Here is a 20,116-nt window from a genome sequence, read left to right on the forward strand (position 1 = left end):
GCAGTATGCCCAGCCACGAGTGGCTGCGCCGTTGGCCGGAAACTCAGTACCGCTTGATCCCCGGCACCGTGCAGCCTTCCAGCTGCGCATGCGCCGACACCGCGTTCTCCTTCTCGCCGCGCGCCAGACGCGACTGCTCGATCGTCGCCCAGTGCCGGCGGCACAGCGGCCCGGTCTTCGAGCCCAGATCCACCGCCTTGCGCGCGAACGTCTCCGCCTGTGCCCATTGGCCCTGCAACAGCGCCAGCTCGGCACGCTCCTGCAACACCGCCGGGTCACCCGCCACGATCTCCAGCGCATGGTCCAGGCTGCTGGCAGCACCGGCCAGGTCGTTGGCCTGGCGCTGCGTCTGTGCGGTCACCCGCAGGTCTTCCACCTGCGAATCACGCAGCGGCTGCACCGACAGCTCCTTGTCGTCCGGACCTGCGGCCGCATCCACCGCAGCCAGGCGCTGTGCCGGCGTGGTGGTATCAACCGGCGGCTTGGCCACCGGCGGTGCGCTGCTGACGCAGGCGGCCAGGGCCAGGCTGAGGCCGGTCAGGGCCAGGGGCTGCAGCAGGGATCGCATGTTCATCGGCATCATCGGCTCGGGGGAGGAGTGGCGGCGGCGGGCGCCGCAGCAGGTTCAGCAGGCGGCTCAGGCTTGCGGTCCAGGCCGAACCAGCTACGCCAGCCACCGCCCTCGCCTTCGGCACCCTGCCCGTCCGGCGACACCGCCGGCGCACACGGTGCATAGGCCGGCGCGTAGCCCACCACGAACGGGAAACGACGCGCGCCCGGACAGCCTTCATCCGTGCTGTTGAGTCCGGTCGGCGCCACCGACTGCCAGTCCAGGCCCTTGTTGCTGACCCGCAGCGGCGCACTCGGCAGGCGCTGGAAGATGCCCGACCAGACCCGCATCGCGCCGGTGGCACCGTACAGGCCGGCCTGCTCGTTCTGGTCGTTGCCGATCCAGATCACCGCCAGATGATCGCCGGTGTAACCGGCGTACCAACTGTCACGGCCATCGTTGGTGGTACCGGTCTTGCCGGCCGGCTGCAGGCGGCCGAGGCCATCGGCGTTGAGCCGCTGCGCGGTGCCGCTGGCAACCACCTGCTGCAGGCCGACACTGATCAGGTTGGCGGCAATCGAGTCGCCTTCCTGGGCCGGTGCCGGGGTCTTGTCGTAACGCTTGAGCAGCTTGCCCTGCGGATCGAGCACGCCACGCACCGCATGCAGCGGCTGGATTTCGCCACCGGACGCGAGGAACTGGTACAGCTGGGCCATCGCGTACGGGCTCTGGTCGGTCGAACCGAGAATCACCGCCGGATTCGCCTCGGCCTTGATGCCGGCCAGCACGTGGATCAGCTGGGTCACGCGCTCGGGGCCGACCTGCATGCCCACGCGCACCGTGGCCTGGTTGTAGGAATGCGCCAGCGCGTCGATCAGGCGCACGGTGCCGTGGCTGCGGTTGTCCGCGTTGCCCGGGTTCCAGTTGCGGCCGCGGCCGAGCTGGACGGTCACCGGTGAATCGTCGACCCAGCTGGCCAGCGAGTAGCGGTCCGGCTGCGCCAACGCGAGCAGGTACACGAACGGCTTGAGCAACGAGCCGACCGGGCGCTGTGCCTCGATGGCGCGGTTGAAGCCGACTTCGGACACTTCACGGCTGCCGATCACCGCCAGCACGTCACCGTTGTGCACGTCGGTCAGCACCATGCCGGCCTGCAGTTCGGGGCGACGCTTGCTCTCCAGCGACTTGATGGTGCGGGTCACCGCGCCTTCGGCATAGGCCTGCGCGGACGGCGACATACCGGTCATCACGCTCAGGCCGGCGCCCTGCAGGGCAGATTCCGGATAGTCGTGACCCAGTTGGCGGCGGACCAGATCGACATAGGCGGGGAAGCGGTTGGCGGCAACCAGGCCCGGCGTCTTGGGCACGCCCAGCGGGGCCTTCAACGCACGCTGGTACTCGGCGTCATCGATCAGCGTGGCTTCGTGCAGTTTGCCCAGCACGAAGTTGCGGCGATCCAGCGCGCGTTCCGGATTGCGCCGCGGGTCGTAGAAGGACGGCCCCTTGACCAGGCCGATCAGCAGAGCGATCTGCTCGGTCTCCAGCGACTGCAGGTCGCGACCGAACCAGAACTCGGCGCCAGAGGACATGCCATGGATGGCCTGGCTGCCACGCTGGCCCAGGTACACCTGGTTGAGGTAGGCCTCGAAGATGGTGCGCTTGTCGTAGCGCGCTTCCATGATCAGCGCGTAGAGCACTTCGTTGAATTTGCGGGTAACCGTCTGCTCCTTGCCGATGCCGAGCAGGCCGCTGCGGGCCAGCTGCTGGGTCAGCGTAGAGGCGCCCTGGCGGCTCTGGCCACCGGAGCGGATGGTTACCCACACCGCGCGCGCGATGCCGGACAGGTCGATGCCGTGGTGGCGGTTGAAGTCCTTGTCCTCCACCGCCTGCAGGCCGGTCACCAGCAGGTCCGGCGCCTCGTCCATGCGGATCAGGCGGCGTTCTTCCTGCTTCTGGCCGTACAGGGTGGCGATGCGGGCCGGGTCCAACCGCGCGGCCTTCAAGGCCTTGCGGTTGTCGGCGTCGCGCAGCGAGGCGACCGCACCATCGGCCAGTGACAACTCGAGCCGGCGCGGGGCAACCCGGCCATCGACGTCGTTGTAGCCGCGGCTGGAGATGACGAAGCGCCCGCCGTTCACCGCATAGGTGGCCGGCTCCTTGCCCTGGCCGTCATCGCGGTAGGCGGAGGCGGCCAGCTCGGTCTTCAGCGTGGACGCATCCATCGCCTTGCCGGGGGTGAGCACCAGCGGGCGCGCGTAGACGCGCGTCGGGATCTGCCAGCGCAGCTCGCCGAAACGCTGGGTCACCTGCTGGTTCAGGTACAGCGTATAGGGAATGAGGAAACCCAATCCCAACGCGACCGCAGCCATGCTCCAGGTGATCAGCCGGCGCCGCCACAGCGGGCCGTTGTCCTGCTGGTCGTCGTCGTCGAAATCGTCGATGTCGTCGGAATCGTAGCGTCGGGGCACGGGAATGCGAGAATGTAGGGTCTGGCGAGTCTACCCCAGCCGCTGCGGCTGGCGAATTCTCCCGGGTTCCCCTGCTTAAGCTGGAGTTGCAACCGGATGGCGATGTCCCTGGCCGAGATCCGATACCTGATCAACCGCCTCACGGGCCTGGCCCGCCGGAGCCTGGCCAGCCTGCGTACCCGTGGGTGGCGGGCGACCTGGCAGCGCATCCGCGTGCATACCCAGCGCGCCGTTCCCGCGCCGCGAACGCCGCTCTTCCTGCCGCCGGCACAGGATTTCGCCCCCTTCACGGTGCCGTTCAGCGAAACGCCGGAAGTGAGTATCGTCATCCCGGTCTACAACCACGTCGGCCATACCCTGGCCTGCCTGCGCGCCCTGGCGGCACATCCGCCGCTGGCGGCGTGCGAGATCCTGGTCGTGGATGACGGCAGCAGCGACGCCACCGTGCAGTGGATGCCGCAGGTCGCCGGACTGCGCTATGAGGTGCGCGAGCACAACGGCGGCTTCATCGAGGCCTGCAACGATGGCGTGTCGCGCGCACGCGGCCGCTATGTGGTGCTGCTCAACAACGATACGGTGCCACAGCCGGGCTGGCTGGATGCCCTGCTGGACACGTTCGCCAGCACACCCGACGCCGGCCTGGTCGGCAGCCAGCTGCTGTACCCGGATGGCCGCCTGCAGGAATCAGGGGGTGTGATCTTCGCCAACGGCAGCGGCTGGAGCTACGGCCGTTTCGAGGCGGCGGACGACCCACGCTTTGCCAGCCTGCGCGACGTCGACTACTGCTCCGGCGCGGCGCTGATGCTGCCGCGCGCCCTCTGGCAGCAGCTGGGCGGCTTCGATACCCGTTACAAGCCGGCGTACTACGAGGACACCGACCTGGCCTTCCGCGTTCGCGCCCAGGGCCTGCGTGTGCTGGTGCAACCAGCCAGCCGGGTGATCCACGATGAAGGCACCAGCAACGGCACCGATACCGGCAGCGGTGTGAAGGCCTACCAGGTGCGCAACCAGGCCATCTTCGCCGCCCGCTGGGCCACCGAGCTGGCCCGCCATCCGGCGGTGGGCGAAGTGCCGTCACCCGCGCTGCTGCTGCGTGGCCGACGCCAGGTGTTGATCCTGGACGAGGAAGTACCCCAGCCGGATCGCGATTCGGCGTCACTGCGCCAGGTGAACCTGATCCGCCTGCTGCTGCAGGGCGGCGCTCATGTGGTGTTTGTTCCCACCCGCCGCGAACATGGCGGTGCCGCCACCGAAGCACTGCAGCGGATGGGCGTGGAAGTCTGGTATGCGCCGTTCCTCGATGGCGTCGCCAGCTGGCTGCGAACGCACGGTGCGCGTTTCCACGTGGCGCTGCTGGTCCGCCACCATGTCGCCCACGAGTGCCTGCCGCTGCTGAAGCGCTATGCGCCGCAGGCCCGCACCGTGTTCGACACCGTGGACCTGCACTACCTGCGCGAACGTCGTGGTGCCGAAGTCGCCGGTGATGCCGGGTTGCTGCGCGCCGCCGAGCGCACCCGCGCCAGCGAGCTGGCGGTGATGGAGCAGTGCGACGTCACCGTGCTGGTCAGTGCCGCCGAGCGCGAGCAGCTGCAGGCCGACGCCCCTTCCGTGCAGGTGGAGCTGATCTCCAACCTGCACGACGTCGCCGGCGCGGGCAAGTCGTTCGAACAGCGCCATGATCTGGTGTTTGTCGGCGGCTTCCGCCATCCGCCGAACCTGGATGCCATGGAGTGGTTCATCGGCGAAGTCTTTGCCGGCATCCGCGCCCGCCTGCCCGAGGTACGCCTGCACTGCATCGGTGCCGCCACACCGGAATCGCTGCTGGCATTGGCCGCACGCCAGCCCGGCGTGCAGATGCACGGTTTCGTCGAGGACATCACGCCCTACATGGACGGCGCACGCATTTCCATCGCGCCGCTGCGTTTCGGCGCCGGCGTGAAGGGCAAGATCAACCTGAGCATGGCCCATGGCCAGCCGGTGGTAGGTACCACCTGCGCCGTGGAAGGAATGCACCTGCACCCGGGCCAGGACGTGCTGGTGGCGGATGATGCGGCGGGCTTCGCCGATGCGGTGGTCCGCCTGTACCAGGATCCGCAGCTGTGGCAGCAGTTGTCCGACGCCGGCCTGGCCAACATCGCAGAGCACTTCTCCCTCGACGCTGCCCGCGCGACCGTGCAGCGGGTGTTCTTCACCTAATCCGGGCGACCGCCGGCGCGGCGCAGGCGGTCTTCGAACGCCGGCAGCTCGGCCAGGTCCGGTTGCAGCAACCGTGCCTGTTCGGCGGCGTGTGCGGCAAACGCCAGGTCTCCATTGCCGAGCCGTTCGCTGCCGATCGCCAGCCAGCGCTGGGCCAGGCGCAGGCGTGCCGAGGGAAGTCCAACCGCGGTCGGCGACAGGGTCTGCCACGCCTGCAGGCAGGCACCTGCGGCCTGCACGCGGTTCTGCCGCAGGTTGTCGTCGAAGCAGCGGCGACTGGCGGGCAGCAGCCGCGCTGCGGCAGCCTTCACCCGTGCATCGCGTGGCGCCAGTGACTGCGCTTCGCGCAACGCGTCGAACGCACTGTGCCCGGGGGGGCTGATCCATTGCCCGGCACGTTCGGCGCGCTCGATCCTGCGCAGGTGGTCGCGCAGTTGGCGCTCGCGCTGCGTGTTGCTGACCGCCGGCTGCTGCAGCGCCTTCTGCGCCTGTTGGGCGCGCTGCAGGCGTTGCGCGAGCTGCTGTTGCGCCGCCGGCGAAGCACCCAGTTCCGCTGCCAGTGCGGCATCGGCCTGCGCCGCTTCGAACTGGAAATCGTCGGCCTGCTGCTGGCTGCGTGCCAGCACCGCCTGCAAGGTCTGTTCGCGGCCGCGCTGGGCACTGGAATCATCAACCGCCACTGCCAGCACGGCGAGAAATCCCTTCGCTGCGGATTCCAGCTGCCGACGCTGCAAGGCGCGCTGGGCCTGGCGCAGGCGCTGGTCGACGGCCTGTGCCAGTGCTTCCTGGCTGGCGGGCAGATCGGCGTGGCCGGCATCGAACTGGCGCGCACGCTGCAGTATCGCGGCTGCCTCGGCCAGCTCGCCGCGCCCGGCCAGGATGCGGGCCTGCTGCAGCAGATCGCTCAGTGCGTCCTCGCGACCTTCCAGCGCCGGTAGATTGTCCGGCTGCAGTACCAGGATGCGCTGGAACAGGGGCAGCGCGCTGCTGTCACCGTCGTCCAGCCGGCCCGCTGCAAAGGCGTTGCGCGCCTGCGCCAGCAGTGCACCGATGCCGGCTCCTGCGCTGCGCCGGGCCTGCAGCTGGCGTGCCACGGCATCCGCATCGCCCTGCGGCACCTGCAGTTCCCGGGCCAGTGCCAGCGCCTGCGCGCTGCCTTCGAGGTCGTTGGCCTGCAGTTTTTCGCTGGCCTGCTGCAGGGCCGCGGCGCCGGTACGGGCCAGCCCCTCACGGGCCTGCGGACGATCACCATCCAGCGCCAGCACGGCCTGGTAGCGCTCACGCGCACCACTGCCATCGGCGGCACTCAGCCGCCCAGCCGCCAGTGCGCGATCGCCTTCGGCCAGCAACTGTTCAATCTGAGGCTCATCCCAGAACCAGTCGGCCAGCGGCTTGCGCAGCAGCACCAGCAGCACGAACACCGCCAGCGCCGCGACCAGCGCCCAGCGCCACACCCGGCGCGCGTGACGTGCCTGCAGCCACCACCAACGGCCTTCGCGGCGGACGCGGTCCAGCGCAGGATGTTCAGCGCCATGCGGGCGATGCGGAGGCTCGCGTTCCATGCGTGCAGGGTAGCCGGGGCAGCGTGAAGCTCAGCCGAGGCGACGCGCCTCGCTCACGCCGGGCAGCGCATCCAGCTTGCCCAGCAGGGTCGACAGCTGGCCGTAGTCGCTCACCTTCAGGCGCAGGCGCAGGTGGGCACGGCCACTGTTGCGCACGTTGTCACTGTGGATGTCGAGCACGTAGGCGTCTTCCTGGGCGATCAGGTTGGTGATGTCCTTCAGCAGCCAGCGGCGGTCGACCGCGCTGACCACCACGTCCACTTCGTAGCCGCCACCGGCCTGGCCCCACTCCACCGGCAGGATGCGCTGCGGGCTGGTGGCTGCCAGCCGGGCCAGCGCGGCACAGTCTGCACGATGCACGGTGACACCCCGGCTACGGGTCAGGTAGCCGACGATCGGTTCACCGGCCACTGGCTGGCAGCAACGCGCCAGCTGCACCAGCAGGTTGCCCACGCCCTGCACGGTGAACTTGGACTTGCCCAGGTTCTCGCGGCGCGCGGTCGGCCGCGGCAGGGCTGGCGCGGGCGTCGGCTGGCTCGCTGCACGTTCGGCTTCCAGCAGGGTACGACTGACCTGGTTCGGGCCGGTGTCACCGAGCGCCACCTGGATGTAGAGGTCGTCAACGCTGTCGGCATGGAACTTCTTCGCCGCCACCGCCAGATCAGAATGCTGCAGGCCCAGACGCTTCAGCTCGCGCTCGAGCAGTTCGCGCCCGGCCTGCACGTTGCGCGCGCGGTCCAGCTTGTGGAACCAGCTGCGTACTTTTTCGCGCGAGCGGTTGCTGGCCAGGAAGCCGTTGGCCGGCATCAGCCAGTCGCGGCGCGGATCGGCCTCCTTGCCGGTCAGGATCTCGACGCGGTCGCCGCTGCGCAGGCGGTAGGTCAGCGGCACGATACGGCCATTGACCTTCGCACCACGGCAGCGGTGGCCCACCATCGTGTGCACCTGGTAGGCGAAATCGAGCGGCGTGGCGCCCTGCGGCAGGTCCAGCACCTCGTCCTTCGGGCTCAGTGCATAGACCCGGTCCTCGGTCAGCTCGGCATCGAGCGCCCCGGCCAGTTCATTGCCCTGCCCATCCTGCGCCTGCTCCAGCAGCTGGCGCATCCAGGTGATCTTGCGGTCGAAGGACTTCTCCGCGCCCTTGCCGCCTTCCTTGTACTTCCAGTGCGCGGCCACGCCCAGCTCGGCCTGCGAATGCATCTCGTGGGTACGGATCTGCACTTCGATGGTGCGCCCTTCCGGGCCGACCACGGCGGTATGCAGCGAGCGATAGTCGTTGGCCTTGGGCCGGGCGATGTAGTCGTCGAACTCGCTGGGCACCGGCGCCCACAGTGCATGCACCACGCCCAGCGCGGCGTAGCAGGCGGCGACATCGTCGACCATGACGCGCACCGCACGGATGTCGTACAGCTGGTCGAACGCCAGCCGCTTCTTCTGCATCTTCCGCCAGATGCTGTAGATGTGCTTCGGGCGGCCACTGACCTCGGCCTTGATGCCCTGCGCGACCAGTTCGCGCGACAGCACCTTCTTGACGTTCTCGACGTAGCGCTCGCGGGCGATGCGGGTTTCGTCCACCTCCCGCGCAATGCGCCGGTAGGTCTCCGGTTCCAGGTGGCGGAACGCCAGGTCCTCCAGCTCCCACTTCAGCTGCCAGATGCCCAGGCGGTTGGCCAACGGCGCATGGATGTCGCGGGTCAGCTGCGCCAGCGCGCGGCGTTGCTCGTCGTCCAGCTTGTCGGCCGCGCGCATGCGCGCCAGCTGCCGCGCCAGCAGGATGGGCACCACGCGCAGGTCACGGATGATCGCCAGCAGCAGGCGGCGCAGGCCCTCGCTGTTGCGCCCGGCCTCACGTCCGGCATGCAGTGCCCAGACCGGGTCGGCCGCATCCTGGCCATCCAGCAGGCCGATCACTGCGGCCTTGTGGTTGCCCAGCGGCAGTTGCTCCAGGCTGGCGCGCAGGCCGGGCAGATCGAACAGCAGGGCCGCGACCACCGCGCCTTCGTCGGCCGAGAGCATCGCCAGTGCGTCGAGGGTGTCGCCCAGCACCGACCAGCTGGCGCGCATCTGATGGTCGCAGTCCGGCGCTTCCCAGTGCCCGCGCAGGGCCTGGCGCAGCGGAGCAGGCAGCACGGCTGCCGAGGGGCGGTTCAACAAGGCATCCAGGCCGGGGACGGAAGCGCGGTTCACAGCATCGAGCAGGCAAGACAGAGGCCCCTACACTAGCGCCGGCGCCGTTCAGGGACAATCACCGCGGCCACCATCACCTGGCATGAAGACATGCCGCTACACTCGCGGGCAAACCCAGGAGAGTCCCGACATGTCCTCGATCGTCCCGCGTTTCCGCCTACGGCTGCTGGCCTGTGCCGCACTGTTGCTGTCCCTGTCGGCGCCTGCGCTGGCCCAGCGCGTGGTGGAGGGTGACCTGCAGCAGCAGATGTCACCGGCCGAGTTCAAGGCGGCCGGCCTGGACAAGCTCAACGCGCAGGAACTGGCCACGCTGAACCGCTGGCTGCAGGGCAAGGTCGAAGCGGCCACCACCCAGGCGGTTGCGGCCGTACGGGAAACGGCGCGCGAGGAAGGCCGTCAGGAAGTGATCGTGAAGAATCGCGGCTTCTTCGATTTCGGCAGCAGCGAGCCGATCACCGGCGTGCTGCAGGGCGAGTTCCGCGGCTTCGGCAAAGGCCGCGTCTACGTGCTGGACAACGGCCAGGAATGGGAGCAGACCGATGCAAGCACCCTGGCCGGTGTGCGCAAGCAGTCCCCCGCCGTCAGCATCAAGCCCGGTGTGATGGGCGTGTGGTACCTGAAGGTCGACGGCGTGAACACCCAGCCGAAGGTGCGCCGAACCAAGTAACGCCGTGACGTTGCTGCAGAGCCGAGCGTGGGCTCGGCTCTGCAGCAACGACGTCACGCCTGGCGCAATGCGGTCACCCGCTGCGCCAGCTTCTTCGCCGAGATGCCGGTGCGCGCACCCAGCTCCTGCGCGAACAGCGATACCCGCAGCTCTTCCAGGTCCCAGCGCAGGGCCTGCCATTGCGGGCGTTCGCGCAGTCCCTGCTGCTCCCCCGCTGCCAACGCCTCCAGGAACGGATGCAGTTCCAGCATGCGTGCCTGGTCACGTGGCGGATCACGCTTGGCACGCTCGGTACGCAGGATCATCGCCTTCAGGTAGCGCGGGTACTGCGCCAGCGCGTCGGCCGGCGTGTCACGCAGGAAGCCGGGATGGATCAGCCCGACCAGCTGCGCTTCCATGTCGTCCAGATTGCCGCGCGCCCAACCCATCAACGGTGCTTCCAGCATCGGCTTCAGTTCCGCCACCAGGGCCAGGATGGTCTCGGCCAGTTTCAGCCGCGACATGGCCTCGCCGAACAACGCCTTGGCCGCATGCTCACGTCGCTGTTCGAAGGCCGCCGCATCGCGGATGTCTTCCAGGCCCTCGGCCAGCACCGCGTTCATCGCCGCATCGACCAGGTCGCCACGCAGGCGCTCCTGCGACTCGATCGCCGCATACAACAGGCCGGTCTTGGCACCGACCGGCAGCTGCTTGCGCGCCTGCTTCACCTTCTCGGCCAGGGCAATCTCCAGCAGCCGGCGCACGCCCAGCGGATGGGCCTCCTGCGCCTGCTGGCGATCGGCAAAGATGCGCAGCGCCACGCTGTCGCCCTCGTCCAGCAGCGCCGGATAAGCCGGCACGCCCGCTTCACCGGGTACCTGCAGCGGAATCGGCGTGGCCGGGAACGTGCGCAGGCCATCGGCGGCCATCTCGCGCCCAGCGCGTGCAGCGAACGCATCGCCGGCACGACCACCGAATTTCGCGCGCAGTGCGTCCAGATCGCGCGAGGTCGCCAGCACCTTGCCCTGCTCGTCGCGCAGCCGCAGGTTCATGTGCAGGTGCGGTTCGATCGAACCAGGCTCGAAATCGAGCGCGGTCACCGTTGCGCCGGTCGCACGTGACAGGAAGCGCGCCAGTTCGCCGGTAATGGCATCGGCGCTGGGCTGCGGGAACGCCTCGTAGAACGCGCGACCGAAGTCCGGTGCCGGCACGTAGTTGCGGCGCATCGCCTTGGGCAGGCTGCGGATCAGTGCCGAGGCCTTGTCGGCGACGAAACCCGGCGCCAGCCAGCCCAGTTGCACCGGGTCGAGTGCGTTGAGCAGGTGCAGCGGTACGTCCAGTGTCACGCCATCGTCGTCGGCACCCGGCTCGAAGCGGTAATGCAGTGGCAGGCGCGCCTGGCCCAGCGGCAGGTACTTCGGATAGCGCTCCTGTTCGCTGCCCTCACCCGGCAACAGATCGACCAGGGACCAGTGCAGGGTCTTGCGCTGTTCCGGCGCCAGCCCCTTCCACCAGGTGTCCAGACCCGCCGCCGAATGGATCTGTGGCGGCACCCGGTCCAGGTACCAGCGGGCCTGCCAGTCCTCGTCGGCCACGATGCCGGCGCGGCGCAGCTTGGCTTCTTCCTCGCGGGCGACCTCCAGCACTTTCTGGTTGTCGGCCACGAAGCTGGCGCGGGTGTTGATCTCGCCGGTCACCAGTGCCTGGCGCACGAAGATGTCGTGCGCTTCGCCCGGCGCGATGCGGCCGTAGTGCACCGGCTTCTTCGGCGCCAGCACCAGGCCGAACAGGCTGATCTGCTCGGAGGCCAGCACCTGGCCCTGTGCGCGCGACCAGTGCGGGTCGAAGTGCTTGCGCAGCAGCAGGTGCGGCAGTTCGGCGATGACCCAGTCCGGCTCGATCGCCGCCAGGGTCATGCCCCACACCTTCTGCGTATCCAGCAGATTGGCCACCAGCAGCCATGGCGGCGGACGCTTGGACAGGGCCGAGCCCGGGAACGGCAGGAAGCGGCGCTGGCGCGGCGCCTGGAAGTCACCCTTCTCGGTGCGGTGGCCGATCTGCGTCGGCAGGCCCGCCACCAGCGCCCGGTGCAGGGTCTGGTACGCAGCGGCACGCACGCGTTCGCTGAAACCGCCGCCCACCGGCGCCTGTTCCTTCTGCGCACGCACGGGCACCGGCGCCGGGGCCGCCTCGGCCTTGCCCTCGCGGGCCAGGCGCGCGGCACGGTGCAGCTGGCCACGAGTGGCTTTCACTGCGGCGGCATCATCACGCGCCGGGGCGGGTGCACTGCTGCCGGCCAGCAGCGGTGCCATCGAGGCCTCGTTGGCTTCTTCCTTCCAGCCCAGTTCCTCACACAGCAGGCGCAGTTGGCGATGCAGCTCGCGCCACTCGCGCATGCGCAGGAAGCCAAGGAAGTGGCGGCTGCACCAGTCGCGCAGCTTGGACTGGGTCAGGTCTTCATGGGCCTGCCGATAGGCATCCCACAGGCGCAGCACACCAACGAATTCGGACCGCCCATCGGCGAACTGCGCATGCGCGCTGTCGGCCGCGCCACGCGCTTCCGGCGGGCGCTCGCGCGGGTCCTGGATGCCCAGGAACGAGGCGATCACCAGCATCGGCCGCAGGCAGCCGGCGGCCTGCGCGGCCACCAGCATGCGCGCCAGCTTCACGTCCACCGGCAGGCGTGCCATCTGCTTGCCGATGGTGGTCATGCGCCGCTCGGCGTCGATCGCGCCCAGTTCGGTCAGCTGCTGCCAGCCATCGGCCACCGCACGCTCGTCCGGCGCTTCCAGGAACGGGAACTCTTCGATGCGGCCCAGGCCCAGCTGCAGCATGCGCAGGATCACCCCGGCCAGGCTGGAGCGGCGGATTTCCGGATCGGTGAACTCGGGCCGCGCCTGGAAATCGGCCTCGGCATACAGGCGGTAGCAGATGCCCTCGGCGATACGGCCGCAGCGGCCCTTGCGCTGGTTGGCGCTGGCCTGCGAGATCGGCTCGATGTGCAGGCGGTCCAGCTTGTTGCGCGGGCTGTAGCGCTTGACGCGGGCAAAGCCCGGATCGACCACGTAGCGGATGCGCGGCACCGTCAGCGAGGTTTCCGCCACGTTGGTGGCCAGCACGATGCGCCGGTTCGGCCCGGGGTTGAACACCCGGTCCTGGTCCTGGTTGGAAAGGCGCGCGTACAGCGGCAGCACCTCGGTATTGCGGTACTTGCGGCGTTCCAGCGACTGGTGCGCATCGCGGATCTCGCGTTCGCCCGGCAGGAAGATCAGCACGTCGCCGCGCGCATCCAGGCGGGTGATCTCGTCGATGGCCGACACGATGGCGTCATTGACGGTGCGTTCGCCCTGGTCTTCGCCCTCGCCTTCCAGCGCGCGATAGCGCACTTCCACCGGGTAGGTGCGGCCTTCAACGCTGATCACCGGCGCATTGTCGAAATGCTGGGCGAAGCGTTCGGTGTCGATGGTGGCCGAAGTGACGATCAGCTTCAGGTCCGGGCGCTTGCGCAGCAGCTGCTTCAGGTAGCCCAGCAGGAAGTCGATGTTGAGGCTGCGTTCGTGCGCCTCGTCGACGATGATCGTGTCGTAGTTCGACAACCAGCGGTCACTGGCAATTTCCGCCAGCAGGATGCCGTCGGTCATGAACTTGATGCGGCTGTCTTCGCTGACCTTGTCGTTGAAGCGCACCTGGTAGCCGACCAGCTGGCCCAGTTCGCTCTGCAGTTCCTGCGCCACGCGGCTGGCCACCGCACGTGCGGCAATCCGTCGCGGCTGGGTGCAGCCGATCATGCCGGCCTGGCCACGGCCTGCGGCCAGGCACAGTTTCGGCAGCTGGGTGGTCTTGCCCGAGCCGGTTTCACCAGCGATCACCACGACCTGGTGGTCGCGGATCAGCCCGATGATGGCGTCGGCTTCACGCGCAATCGGCAGCTGCGGGTCCAGAGTAATGGACGGCTGCTGCTGCGCCCGTGTCATCCGGCGCTGCACCGACGCCTGCAAGGCCTGCTCGAAGGTGGCGGCCAGTGCCGCATCCTGTGGCTTGGCCTGGCATCGCGAGAGCATCCCCAGCAAACGGCCCCGGTCGCGGCTCATGGCGCCGTCGATGGCGGCGCGCTGTTGGCGCAGGCGGGGCGATGGATTTTTATCGATAGAGTTCATCAATCGGTTCGTTCAAAACTTTGAAAGCGACCAGTCATCACGACCGGTTTATTGTGAAGGCCAACGATTCCACAAGGAGGAACCCCATGGCGAAGACCAAGAGCACGACCAAGGCCAAGACCGGCAAGCAGAAGCTTGCAGCGGCGGCACCGTCGGCGCCGAACATCGATATCGGGATCACCCAGGGCGACCGCAAGAAGATCGCCGACGGTCTGTCGCGCTTCCAGGCCGATGCGTTCACGCTCTACCTGAAGACGCACAACTTCCACTGGAACGTGACCGGGTCGATGTTCAACTCGCTGCACACCATGTTCGAGACGCAGTACACCGAGCAGTGGGCGGCACTGGACGACGTGGCCGAGCGCATCCGCGCGCTGGGCTTCAATGCCCCGGGCTCCTACCGGGAATTCGCTGCGCTGACCTCGATCGCCGAGGAACCGGGCCTGACCGACAGTGCGGACTGGCGTGAAATGGTACGCCAGTTGGTGGTCGCCAACGAAGCGGTCTGCCGTACGGCACGTGAAGTGCTGGACGTGGCGGCCAAGGGTGAAGACGCCCCGACCGAGGATCTGATGACCCAGCGCCTGCAGACCCACGAGAAGTACGCCTGGATGCTGCGCTCGCTGCTTCAGTAAGAGTTTGGGGGCCCCGGCAGGGTTGCGCCCTGCACCCGCAGAGGCCTTGAAGCCAAGGCCAGAGCCAGAGCAGAAGCTGGCTATCTGTGGGTTGGCGGGATGGGGTCCGCTCTGGTAGGTGTCGACCTTGGTCGACACGGATGAATTCACTCGATATCTGACAGATGTGTCGACCAAGGTCGACACCTACCAACAGCCGCGTGAACCTGTCGAGGGCGAGGCGGTGTCGGATTGCGGGGTGTCAGCCGCATGAATGCGGCTGCCAAGCCTACAGGGACGTACTTGCGGCGTCCCCGCAATCCAACACCGCCCCGCCAACCCACGGATCACCCCAGAGCCGGCTGTTGCCTTTGACGTTGCTCTGGCTTGCAGGCTTCTGCAGGTGCAGGGCGCAGCCCTGCCGAGACACCCCCGCCGGGGTAAACTAGCCGGATGGCTTCCCGTCCCGCGCACGACCTGCTTCAACGCGTCTTTGGTTACGACGATTTCCGTGGTCCCCAGCAGGACATCGTGGAGCATGTGGCTGCCGGTCATGATGCCCTGGTGCTGATGCCCACCGGCGGCGGCAAGTCGCTCTGCTACCAGGTGCCGGCCCTGTTGCGTGACGGTTGTGGCATCGTCATCTCGCCGCTGATCGCGCTGATGCAGGATCAGGTCGAAGCCCTGCGCCAGCTCGGCGTGCGTGCCGAGTACCTGAACTCGACCCTGGACGCCGAGACCGCCGGCCGCGTCGAGCGCGAACTGCTCGCTGGCGAGCTGGACATGCTCTATGTCGCCCCCGAGCGCCTGCTAACCGGCCGCTTCCTGTCGCTGCTGTCGCGCAGCCGCATCGCCCTGTTCGCCATCGACGAAGCGCACTGCGTGTCGCAGTGGGGCCACGACTTCCGCCCGGAATACCGCCAGCTGACCGTGCTGCACGAGCGCTGGCCACAGATCCCGCGGATCGCGCTCACCGCCACCGCCGATCCGCCGACCCAGCGCGAGATCGCCGAGCGCCTCGATCTGCAGGAAGCACGCCACTTCGTCAGCTCCTTCGACCGCCCCAACATCCGCTACACCGTGGTGCAGAAGGACAACGTCCGCAAGCAGCTGACCGATTTCCTGCGCGGCCACCGCGGCGAGGCCGGCATCGTCTACTGCATGTCGCGGCGCAAGGTCGAAGAGACCGCCGAATTCCTCTGCGGCCAGGGCTTCAACGCCCTGCCCTACCATGCTGGCCTGCCACCGGAAGTACGCGCCAGCAACCAGCGCCGCTTCCTGCGCGAGGACGGTATCGTGATGTGCGCCACCATCGCCTTCGGCATGGGCATCGACAAGCCGGACGTGCGCTTCGTCGCGCATACCGACCTGCCCAAGTCGATGGAAGGCTACTACCAGGAAACCGGCCGCGCCGGCCGTGATGGCGAGGCCGCCGAGGCCTGGCTGTGCTACGGCCTGGGTGACGTGGTGCTGCTCAAGCAGATGATCGAGCAGTCCGAAGCCGGCGAAGAGCGCAAGCAGCTGGAGCGGTCCAAGCTGGACCACCTGCTGGGCTACTGCGAGTCGATGCAGTGCCGTCGCCAGGTGCTGCTGGCCGGTTTCGGCGAGACCTATCCCCAGCCCTGCGGCAACTGCGACAACTGCCTGACCCCGCCCGCCTCCTGGGACGCGACCATTCCGGCGCAGAAGGCACTGAGCTGTGTCTATCGCAGCGGCCAGCGTTTCGGCGTCGGCCACCTGATCGATGTCCTGCGCGGCAGCGAGAACGAAAAGGTCAAGCAGCAGGGCCACGACAAGCTCAGCACCTACGCGATCGGCCGTGACCTGGATGCACGCACCTGGCGCAGCGTGTTCCGCCAACTGGTCGCCGCCAGCTTGCTGGAAGTGGACAGCGAGGGCCACGGTGGCCTGCGCCTGACCGATGCCAGCCGCGACGTGCTGACCGGCCGCCGCCAGATCAGCATGCGCCGCGATCCGGCCAGCAGTACCAGCGGCCGCGAGCGCAGCGCACAGCGTACCGGGCTGTCGGTGCTGCCGCAGGATCTGGCCCTGTTCAACGCCCTGCGCGGCCTGCGCGCCGAGCTGGCCCGCGAACAGAACGTGCCGGCCTTCGTGATCTTCCACGACAGCACTCTGCGCAACATCGCCGAACAGCGCCCGACCAGCCTGGACGAACTGGCCCGGGTCGGCGGCATCGGCGGCACCAAGCTGAGCCGTTACGGCCCGCGCCTGGTCGAGATCGTGCGCGAAGAAGGGTAGCGGCTCTACATTGGTGCTGCTCCAACCTTGAACCGGCCATTCAGCCGGAAGTGCATCCGCGCCCGCTTGCAGCTAGATTAGCGTCATGTCCCTGGCCTCGACCCTGCTCCGTGTCGTGCTCATGCTCAGCCTGTTGCTCAACGGGCTGAACGCGGCCATGGCCAGCGGTCACGAGGAAATGGGCCGGATGGCCCACGCCGCAGCCGCTGCCGTTGATGGCGGCACCGCCGACTGCCACCACCACGCCGGCCTGCAGGCCGACGAGGCTCCGCAGGCCAAGGCCCCCGCCCATGATGCTCATTGCCAGATCAAGGACTGCGTGCGCAGCTGTGCCCAGCACCCGCTGCTGGTAGTGCTGCCGTTGCCGGTCATGGCCGGCCCGGCGCTGTCGCTGGCCCCGCAGCCGATGCCGGCCACTGGCCGTCCGGCGCCGCCACTGCCGCCGATTTCGCGTCCTCCCATCGGCTGATTCCACACGCACCGTGCGCCCTGCGCACCGCAGCCGGCCGCCTGCCGGCGTCTTTACGTGTCTGGAGTCACCACCATGAATACCCGTATTCCCCCCGGTCCGGGCGCTGTGCCCATGCCGTCGCGCCGCCTGTTCGTGCAGGGCCTGGCCGCCGGCGGCGTGGTTGCCGGCATCGCCGCTGTCGGCGTGCCGCAGCGCGCGCTCGCCGCCGCCACGGCCGCCCCACGGCTGGCCGGCGCCCCCGCCGTGCTCAGCGACACCCGCATCGAACTGGCCATCGGCGAATCGCTGGCCAATTTCACCGGCCGCACCCGCCCGGCGATCACCGTCAACGGCTCGCTGCCGGCACCGATCCTGCGCTGGCGCGAAGGCCAGACCGTCGACCTGTTCGTGCGCAACACGCTGGAACGCCACCCGACCTCGATCCACTGGCACGGCATCCTGCTGCCCGCCAACATGGACGGCGTGCCCGGCCTGAGCTTCAACGGCATCGGCCCTGGTGAGACCTACCACTACCACTTCGAGCTGAAGCAGTCGGGCACCTACTGGTACCACAGCCACTCCATGTTCCAGGAGCAGGCTGGTCTGTACGGCGCGCTGATCATCGACCCGGCCGAACCGGCGCCGTACCACCACGACCGCGAGCACGTGATCATGCTGTCGGACTGGACCGACATGGACCCGGGCGCGCTGTTCCGCCGCATGAAGAAGCTGGCCGAGCACGACAACTACTACAAGCGCACCCTGCCCGACTTCCTGCGCGACGCGAAACGCGACGGCTGGTCGGCGGCGCTGTCCGACCGTGGCATGTGGGGCCGGATGCGGATGACGCCCACCGATATCTCCGACATCAACGCGCACACCTATACCTACCTGATGAACGGCACCGCCCCGGCCGGCAACTGGACCGGCCTGTTCCGCAGCGGCGAGAAGGTGCTGCTGCGTTTCATCAATGGCGGGTCGATGACCTACTTCGACGTACGCATTCCTGGCCTGAAGATGACCGTGGTCGCTGCCGACGGCCAGTACATCCACCCGGTGAGCATCGATGAGTTCCGCATCGCCCCGGCCGAAACCTACGATGTGATCGTCGAACCGAGCGGCCAGGACGCCTTCACCATCTTCTGCCAGGACATGGGCCGCACCGGCTACGCCGCCGGAACACTGGCGGTTCGCCATGGCCTGCAGGCACCGATTCCCGCGCGTGACCCACGTCCGTTGCTGACGATGAGCGACATGGGTCACGACATGGGCAGTGGTGGCCACGGCGGTCACGACATGGCCGCGATGAAAAGCATGGAAGGTGGCTGCGGCGCCAGCATGGGCCACGGCGCGCACGGCGGCGGCGATGCCGCCAGCAAGGCACCGAAGCACCCTGCCAGCGAACGCAACAACCCGCTGGTGGACATGCAGAGCTCGGCCTCCGAACCGAAGCTGGACGACCCCGGCATCGGCCTGCGCGACAACGGCCGCCAGGTGCTGACCTACGGCGCGATGCGCAGCCTGTTCGAAGACCCGGATGGCCGCGAGCCGAGCCGCGAGATCGAACTGCACCTGACCGGACACATGGAGAAGTTCTCCTGGTCGTTCGATGGCATCCCGTTTGCCAGCGCCGAACCACTGCGGCTGAACTACGGCGAGCGCATGCGCATCGTGCTGGTCAACGACACCATGATGCAGCACCCGATCCATCTGCACGGCGTGTGGAGCGATCTGGAAAACGCACAGGGCGAGTTCCAGCTGCGCAAGCACACCATCGACATGCCGCCGGGCACCCGCCGCAGCTATCGCGTGCGCGCCGATGCACTCGGCCGCTGGGCCTACCACTGCCATCTGCTGTACCACATGGAAGCGGGCATGATGCGCGAAGTGAGGATCGAAGAATGAGCCGCTCACTGCTTTCCCCCAGCCTGCTGGCCCTGGGCCTGGCCGCTGCATTGCCCGTGTTCGCGCAGTCGCACGCTGGTCACGACATGGCCGCGATGGATCCGCCCGCGAAGACCGTGAAGGCACCGGTCGAACCGGTCGATCATTCGAAGATGGATCATTCGAAGATGGATTCGGGTGCGATGGACCACTCAGCCATGGATCACTCGAAGATGGACCATGGCGCGAGGCAGCCGGCGACGATGGACCATTCCACGATGGACCATTCCACGATGGACCATTCCACGATGGATCATTCCACGATGGACCACGCCGCGATGGGCCACGGATCGCCTGCACCGACCGAACCGCGCGAACCCATCCCGGTGCCGACCGACGCCGACCGCGCCGCGGCCTTCCCGCCCATCGCCCACGGTGCGATGGAGCATGCGCCGGAGATCAACAGCCTGCTGCTGATCGACCGTCTGGAACATTGGGATGGCAAGAGCAGCAATGGTCAGGCCTGGGAGGCGACCGGTTGGATCGGCGGCAACATCAACCGCCTGTGGCTGCGCACCGATGGCGAACGCAGCCGTGGCCGCACGGAATCGTCGTCACTGGAAGCACTCTATGGCCGCAGCGTGTCGCCATGGTGGGACGTGCTGGTCGGCGTGCGCCAGGACTTCCGCCCGGCCGACTCGCGCACGTGGGCGGCGGTCGGCATCCAGGGCCTGGCGCCGTACAAGTTCGAGAGCTCGGCCACGCTGTACATGGGCTCCGGCGGCCAGGTGCTGGCCAAGGCCGAAGTGGAGTACGACGTGCTGCTGACCAACCGCCTGATCCTGCAGCCGCTGCTGGAAGCCACCGTCGCGGCCAAGGACGAAAAGGAGTACGGCATCGGCCGTGGCCTGAACAAGGTCGAAGCCGGGCTGCGACTGCGCTATGAGTTCAGCCGCCGCTTCGCGCCCTACATCGGCATCAGCCACGAACGCACGTTTGGTGACACCGCCGACTACGCCGGTGACCACGCACGCGACACACGCTGGGTGGCCGGCGTGCGCATGTGGTTCTGAGCAGCAGTTCGTGAGCAATGGCCAGCCCCGGCAGCCGCCGGGGCCGGCTACACTGCGCCACGTTCCAAT

General features: G+C 68.2%; 12 protein-coding genes. 7 read left to right on the forward strand and 5 right to left on the reverse strand.

Annotation, left to right across the window (positions count from 1 at the left end; translation table 11 throughout):
• Positions 1-43: 43 nt before the first annotated feature.
• Together N7573_RS11905 and mrcB are read right to left on the reverse strand one after the other, a co-directional pair.
• Positions 44-583: a hypothetical protein gene (locus tag N7573_RS11905; RefSeq protein WP_080355139.1), complete on the reverse strand. Its 540-nt coding sequence runs from the start codon at positions 581-583 to the stop codon at positions 44-46.
• Positions 580-3,018, reverse strand: coding sequence for a penicillin-binding protein 1B (gene mrcB / locus N7573_RS11910; protein WP_032130201.1), 2,439 nt, complete (start codon positions 3,016-3,018; stop codon positions 580-582). The genes N7573_RS11905 and mrcB overlap by 4 nt, the downstream gene beginning before the upstream one ends.
• Before the next feature lie 96 nt (positions 3,019-3,114).
• Here mrcB and N7573_RS11915 point away from each other — a divergent pair, with 96 nt between their 5' ends.
• The gene (locus N7573_RS11915; RefSeq protein ID WP_279913604.1) at positions 3,115-5,214 is read left to right on the forward strand and encodes a glycosyltransferase; all 2,100 of its coding nucleotides are present in this window, start codon (positions 3,115-3,117) and stop codon (positions 5,212-5,214) included.
• Here the strand turns inward: N7573_RS11915 and N7573_RS11920 are convergent.
• Together N7573_RS11920 and N7573_RS11925 are read right to left on the reverse strand one after the other, a co-directional pair.
• The gene (locus N7573_RS11920; protein WP_279913603.1) at positions 5,211-6,776 is read right to left on the reverse strand and encodes a hypothetical protein; all 1,566 of its coding nucleotides are present in this window, start codon (positions 6,774-6,776) and stop codon (positions 5,211-5,213) included. The two genes, N7573_RS11915 and N7573_RS11920, sit on opposite strands and share 4 nt — an antisense overlap.
• Positions 6,777-6,806: 30 nt before the next feature.
• Entirely contained in the window at positions 6,807-8,963 is a 2,157-nt protein-coding gene (locus N7573_RS11925) for a bifunctional (p)ppGpp synthetase/guanosine-3',5'-bis(diphosphate) 3'-pyrophosphohydrolase (protein ID WP_279913602.1), read from the reverse strand.
• Positions 8,964-9,093: 130 nt separating this feature from the next.
• Between N7573_RS11925 and N7573_RS11930 the strand changes: the two genes are divergently transcribed.
• Positions 9,094-9,630, forward strand: coding sequence for a hypothetical protein (locus N7573_RS11930; RefSeq protein WP_032130197.1), 537 nt, complete (start codon positions 9,094-9,096; stop codon positions 9,628-9,630).
• A 53-nt stretch (positions 9,631-9,683) separates the two neighbouring features.
• Here N7573_RS11930 and hrpA read toward each other — a convergent pair whose 3' ends face one another.
• Positions 9,684-13,766, reverse strand: coding sequence for an ATP-dependent RNA helicase HrpA (hrpA, locus tag N7573_RS11935; RefSeq protein ID WP_279943161.1), 4,083 nt, complete (start codon positions 13,764-13,766; stop codon positions 9,684-9,686).
• Positions 13,767-13,852: 86 nt separating this feature from the next.
• On the opposite strand from hrpA, the gene N7573_RS11940 reads away from it, so the two are divergent.
• The 5 genes from N7573_RS11940 to N7573_RS11960 all read left to right on the forward strand — a co-directional run bounded on the left by N7573_RS11940 (position 13,853) and on the right by N7573_RS11960 (position 20,047).
• A complete protein-coding gene (locus tag N7573_RS11940; RefSeq protein ID WP_125892792.1) occupies positions 13,853-14,401 on the forward strand; it encodes a Dps family protein in 549 nt (182 codons plus the stop codon).
• A 432-nt stretch (positions 14,402-14,833) separates the two neighbouring features.
• Positions 14,834-16,639, forward strand: coding sequence for a DNA helicase RecQ (gene recQ / locus N7573_RS11945; RefSeq protein ID WP_279912003.1), 1,806 nt, complete (start codon positions 14,834-14,836; stop codon positions 16,637-16,639).
• Between the two features lie 85 nt (positions 16,640-16,724).
• A complete protein-coding gene (locus tag N7573_RS11950) occupies positions 16,725-17,108 on the forward strand; it encodes a CopL family metal-binding regulatory protein (protein ID WP_279912002.1) in 384 nt (127 codons plus the stop codon).
• A gap of 75 nt (positions 17,109-17,183) precedes the next feature.
• Complete coding sequence (locus N7573_RS11955; RefSeq protein WP_032128515.1) at positions 17,184-18,995, forward strand: copper resistance system multicopper oxidase; 1,812 nt, start codon at positions 17,184-17,186, stop codon at positions 18,993-18,995.
• Entirely contained in the window at positions 18,992-20,047 is a 1,056-nt protein-coding gene (locus N7573_RS11960) for a copper resistance protein B (RefSeq protein ID WP_279912001.1), read from the forward strand. Before N7573_RS11955 ends, N7573_RS11960 begins: the two co-directional genes overlap by 4 nt.
• The last annotated feature ends 69 nt before the right edge of the window (positions 20,048-20,116 follow it).

Origin of the sequence: Stenotrophomonas sp. GD04054, assembly GCF_029836955.1 — a bacterium.
In the GTDB taxonomy this organism is placed as follows: domain Bacteria; phylum Pseudomonadota; class Gammaproteobacteria; order Xanthomonadales; family Xanthomonadaceae; genus Stenotrophomonas; species Stenotrophomonas maltophilia_A.

Bases quoted from the DNA above. Each gene is read 5' to 3' on its own strand.
- N7573_RS11960 (WP_279912001.1), top strand. From the start codon at position 18,992: ATGAGCCGCTCACTGCTTTCCCCCAGCCTGCTGGCCCTGGGCCTGGCC.
- N7573_RS11955 (WP_032128515.1), top strand. From the start codon at position 17,184: ATGAATACCCGTATTCCCCCCGGTCCGGGCGCTGTGCCCATGCCGTCG.
- N7573_RS11950 (WP_279912002.1), top strand. From the start codon at position 16,725: ATGTCCCTGGCCTCGACCCTGCTCCGTGTCGTGCTCATGCTCAGCCTG.
- N7573_RS11930 (WP_032130197.1), top strand. From the start codon at position 9,094: ATGTCCTCGATCGTCCCGCGTTTCCGCCTACGGCTGCTGGCCTGTGCC.
- N7573_RS11915 (WP_279913604.1), top strand. From the start codon at position 3,115: ATGGCGATGTCCCTGGCCGAGATCCGATACCTGATCAACCGCCTCACG.
- hrpA (WP_279943161.1), bottom strand. From the start codon at position 13,766: ATGAACTCTATCGATAAAAATCCATCGCCCCGCCTGCGCCAACAGCGC.
- N7573_RS11940 (WP_125892792.1), top strand. From the start codon at position 13,853: ATGGCGAAGACCAAGAGCACGACCAAGGCCAAGACCGGCAAGCAGAAG.
- recQ (WP_279912003.1), top strand. From the start codon at position 14,834: ATGGCTTCCCGTCCCGCGCACGACCTGCTTCAACGCGTCTTTGGTTAC.
- N7573_RS11905 (WP_080355139.1), bottom strand. From the start codon at position 583: ATGATGCCGATGAACATGCGATCCCTGCTGCAGCCCCTGGCCCTGACC.
- N7573_RS11920 (WP_279913603.1), bottom strand. From the start codon at position 6,776: ATGGAACGCGAGCCTCCGCATCGCCCGCATGGCGCTGAACATCCTGCG.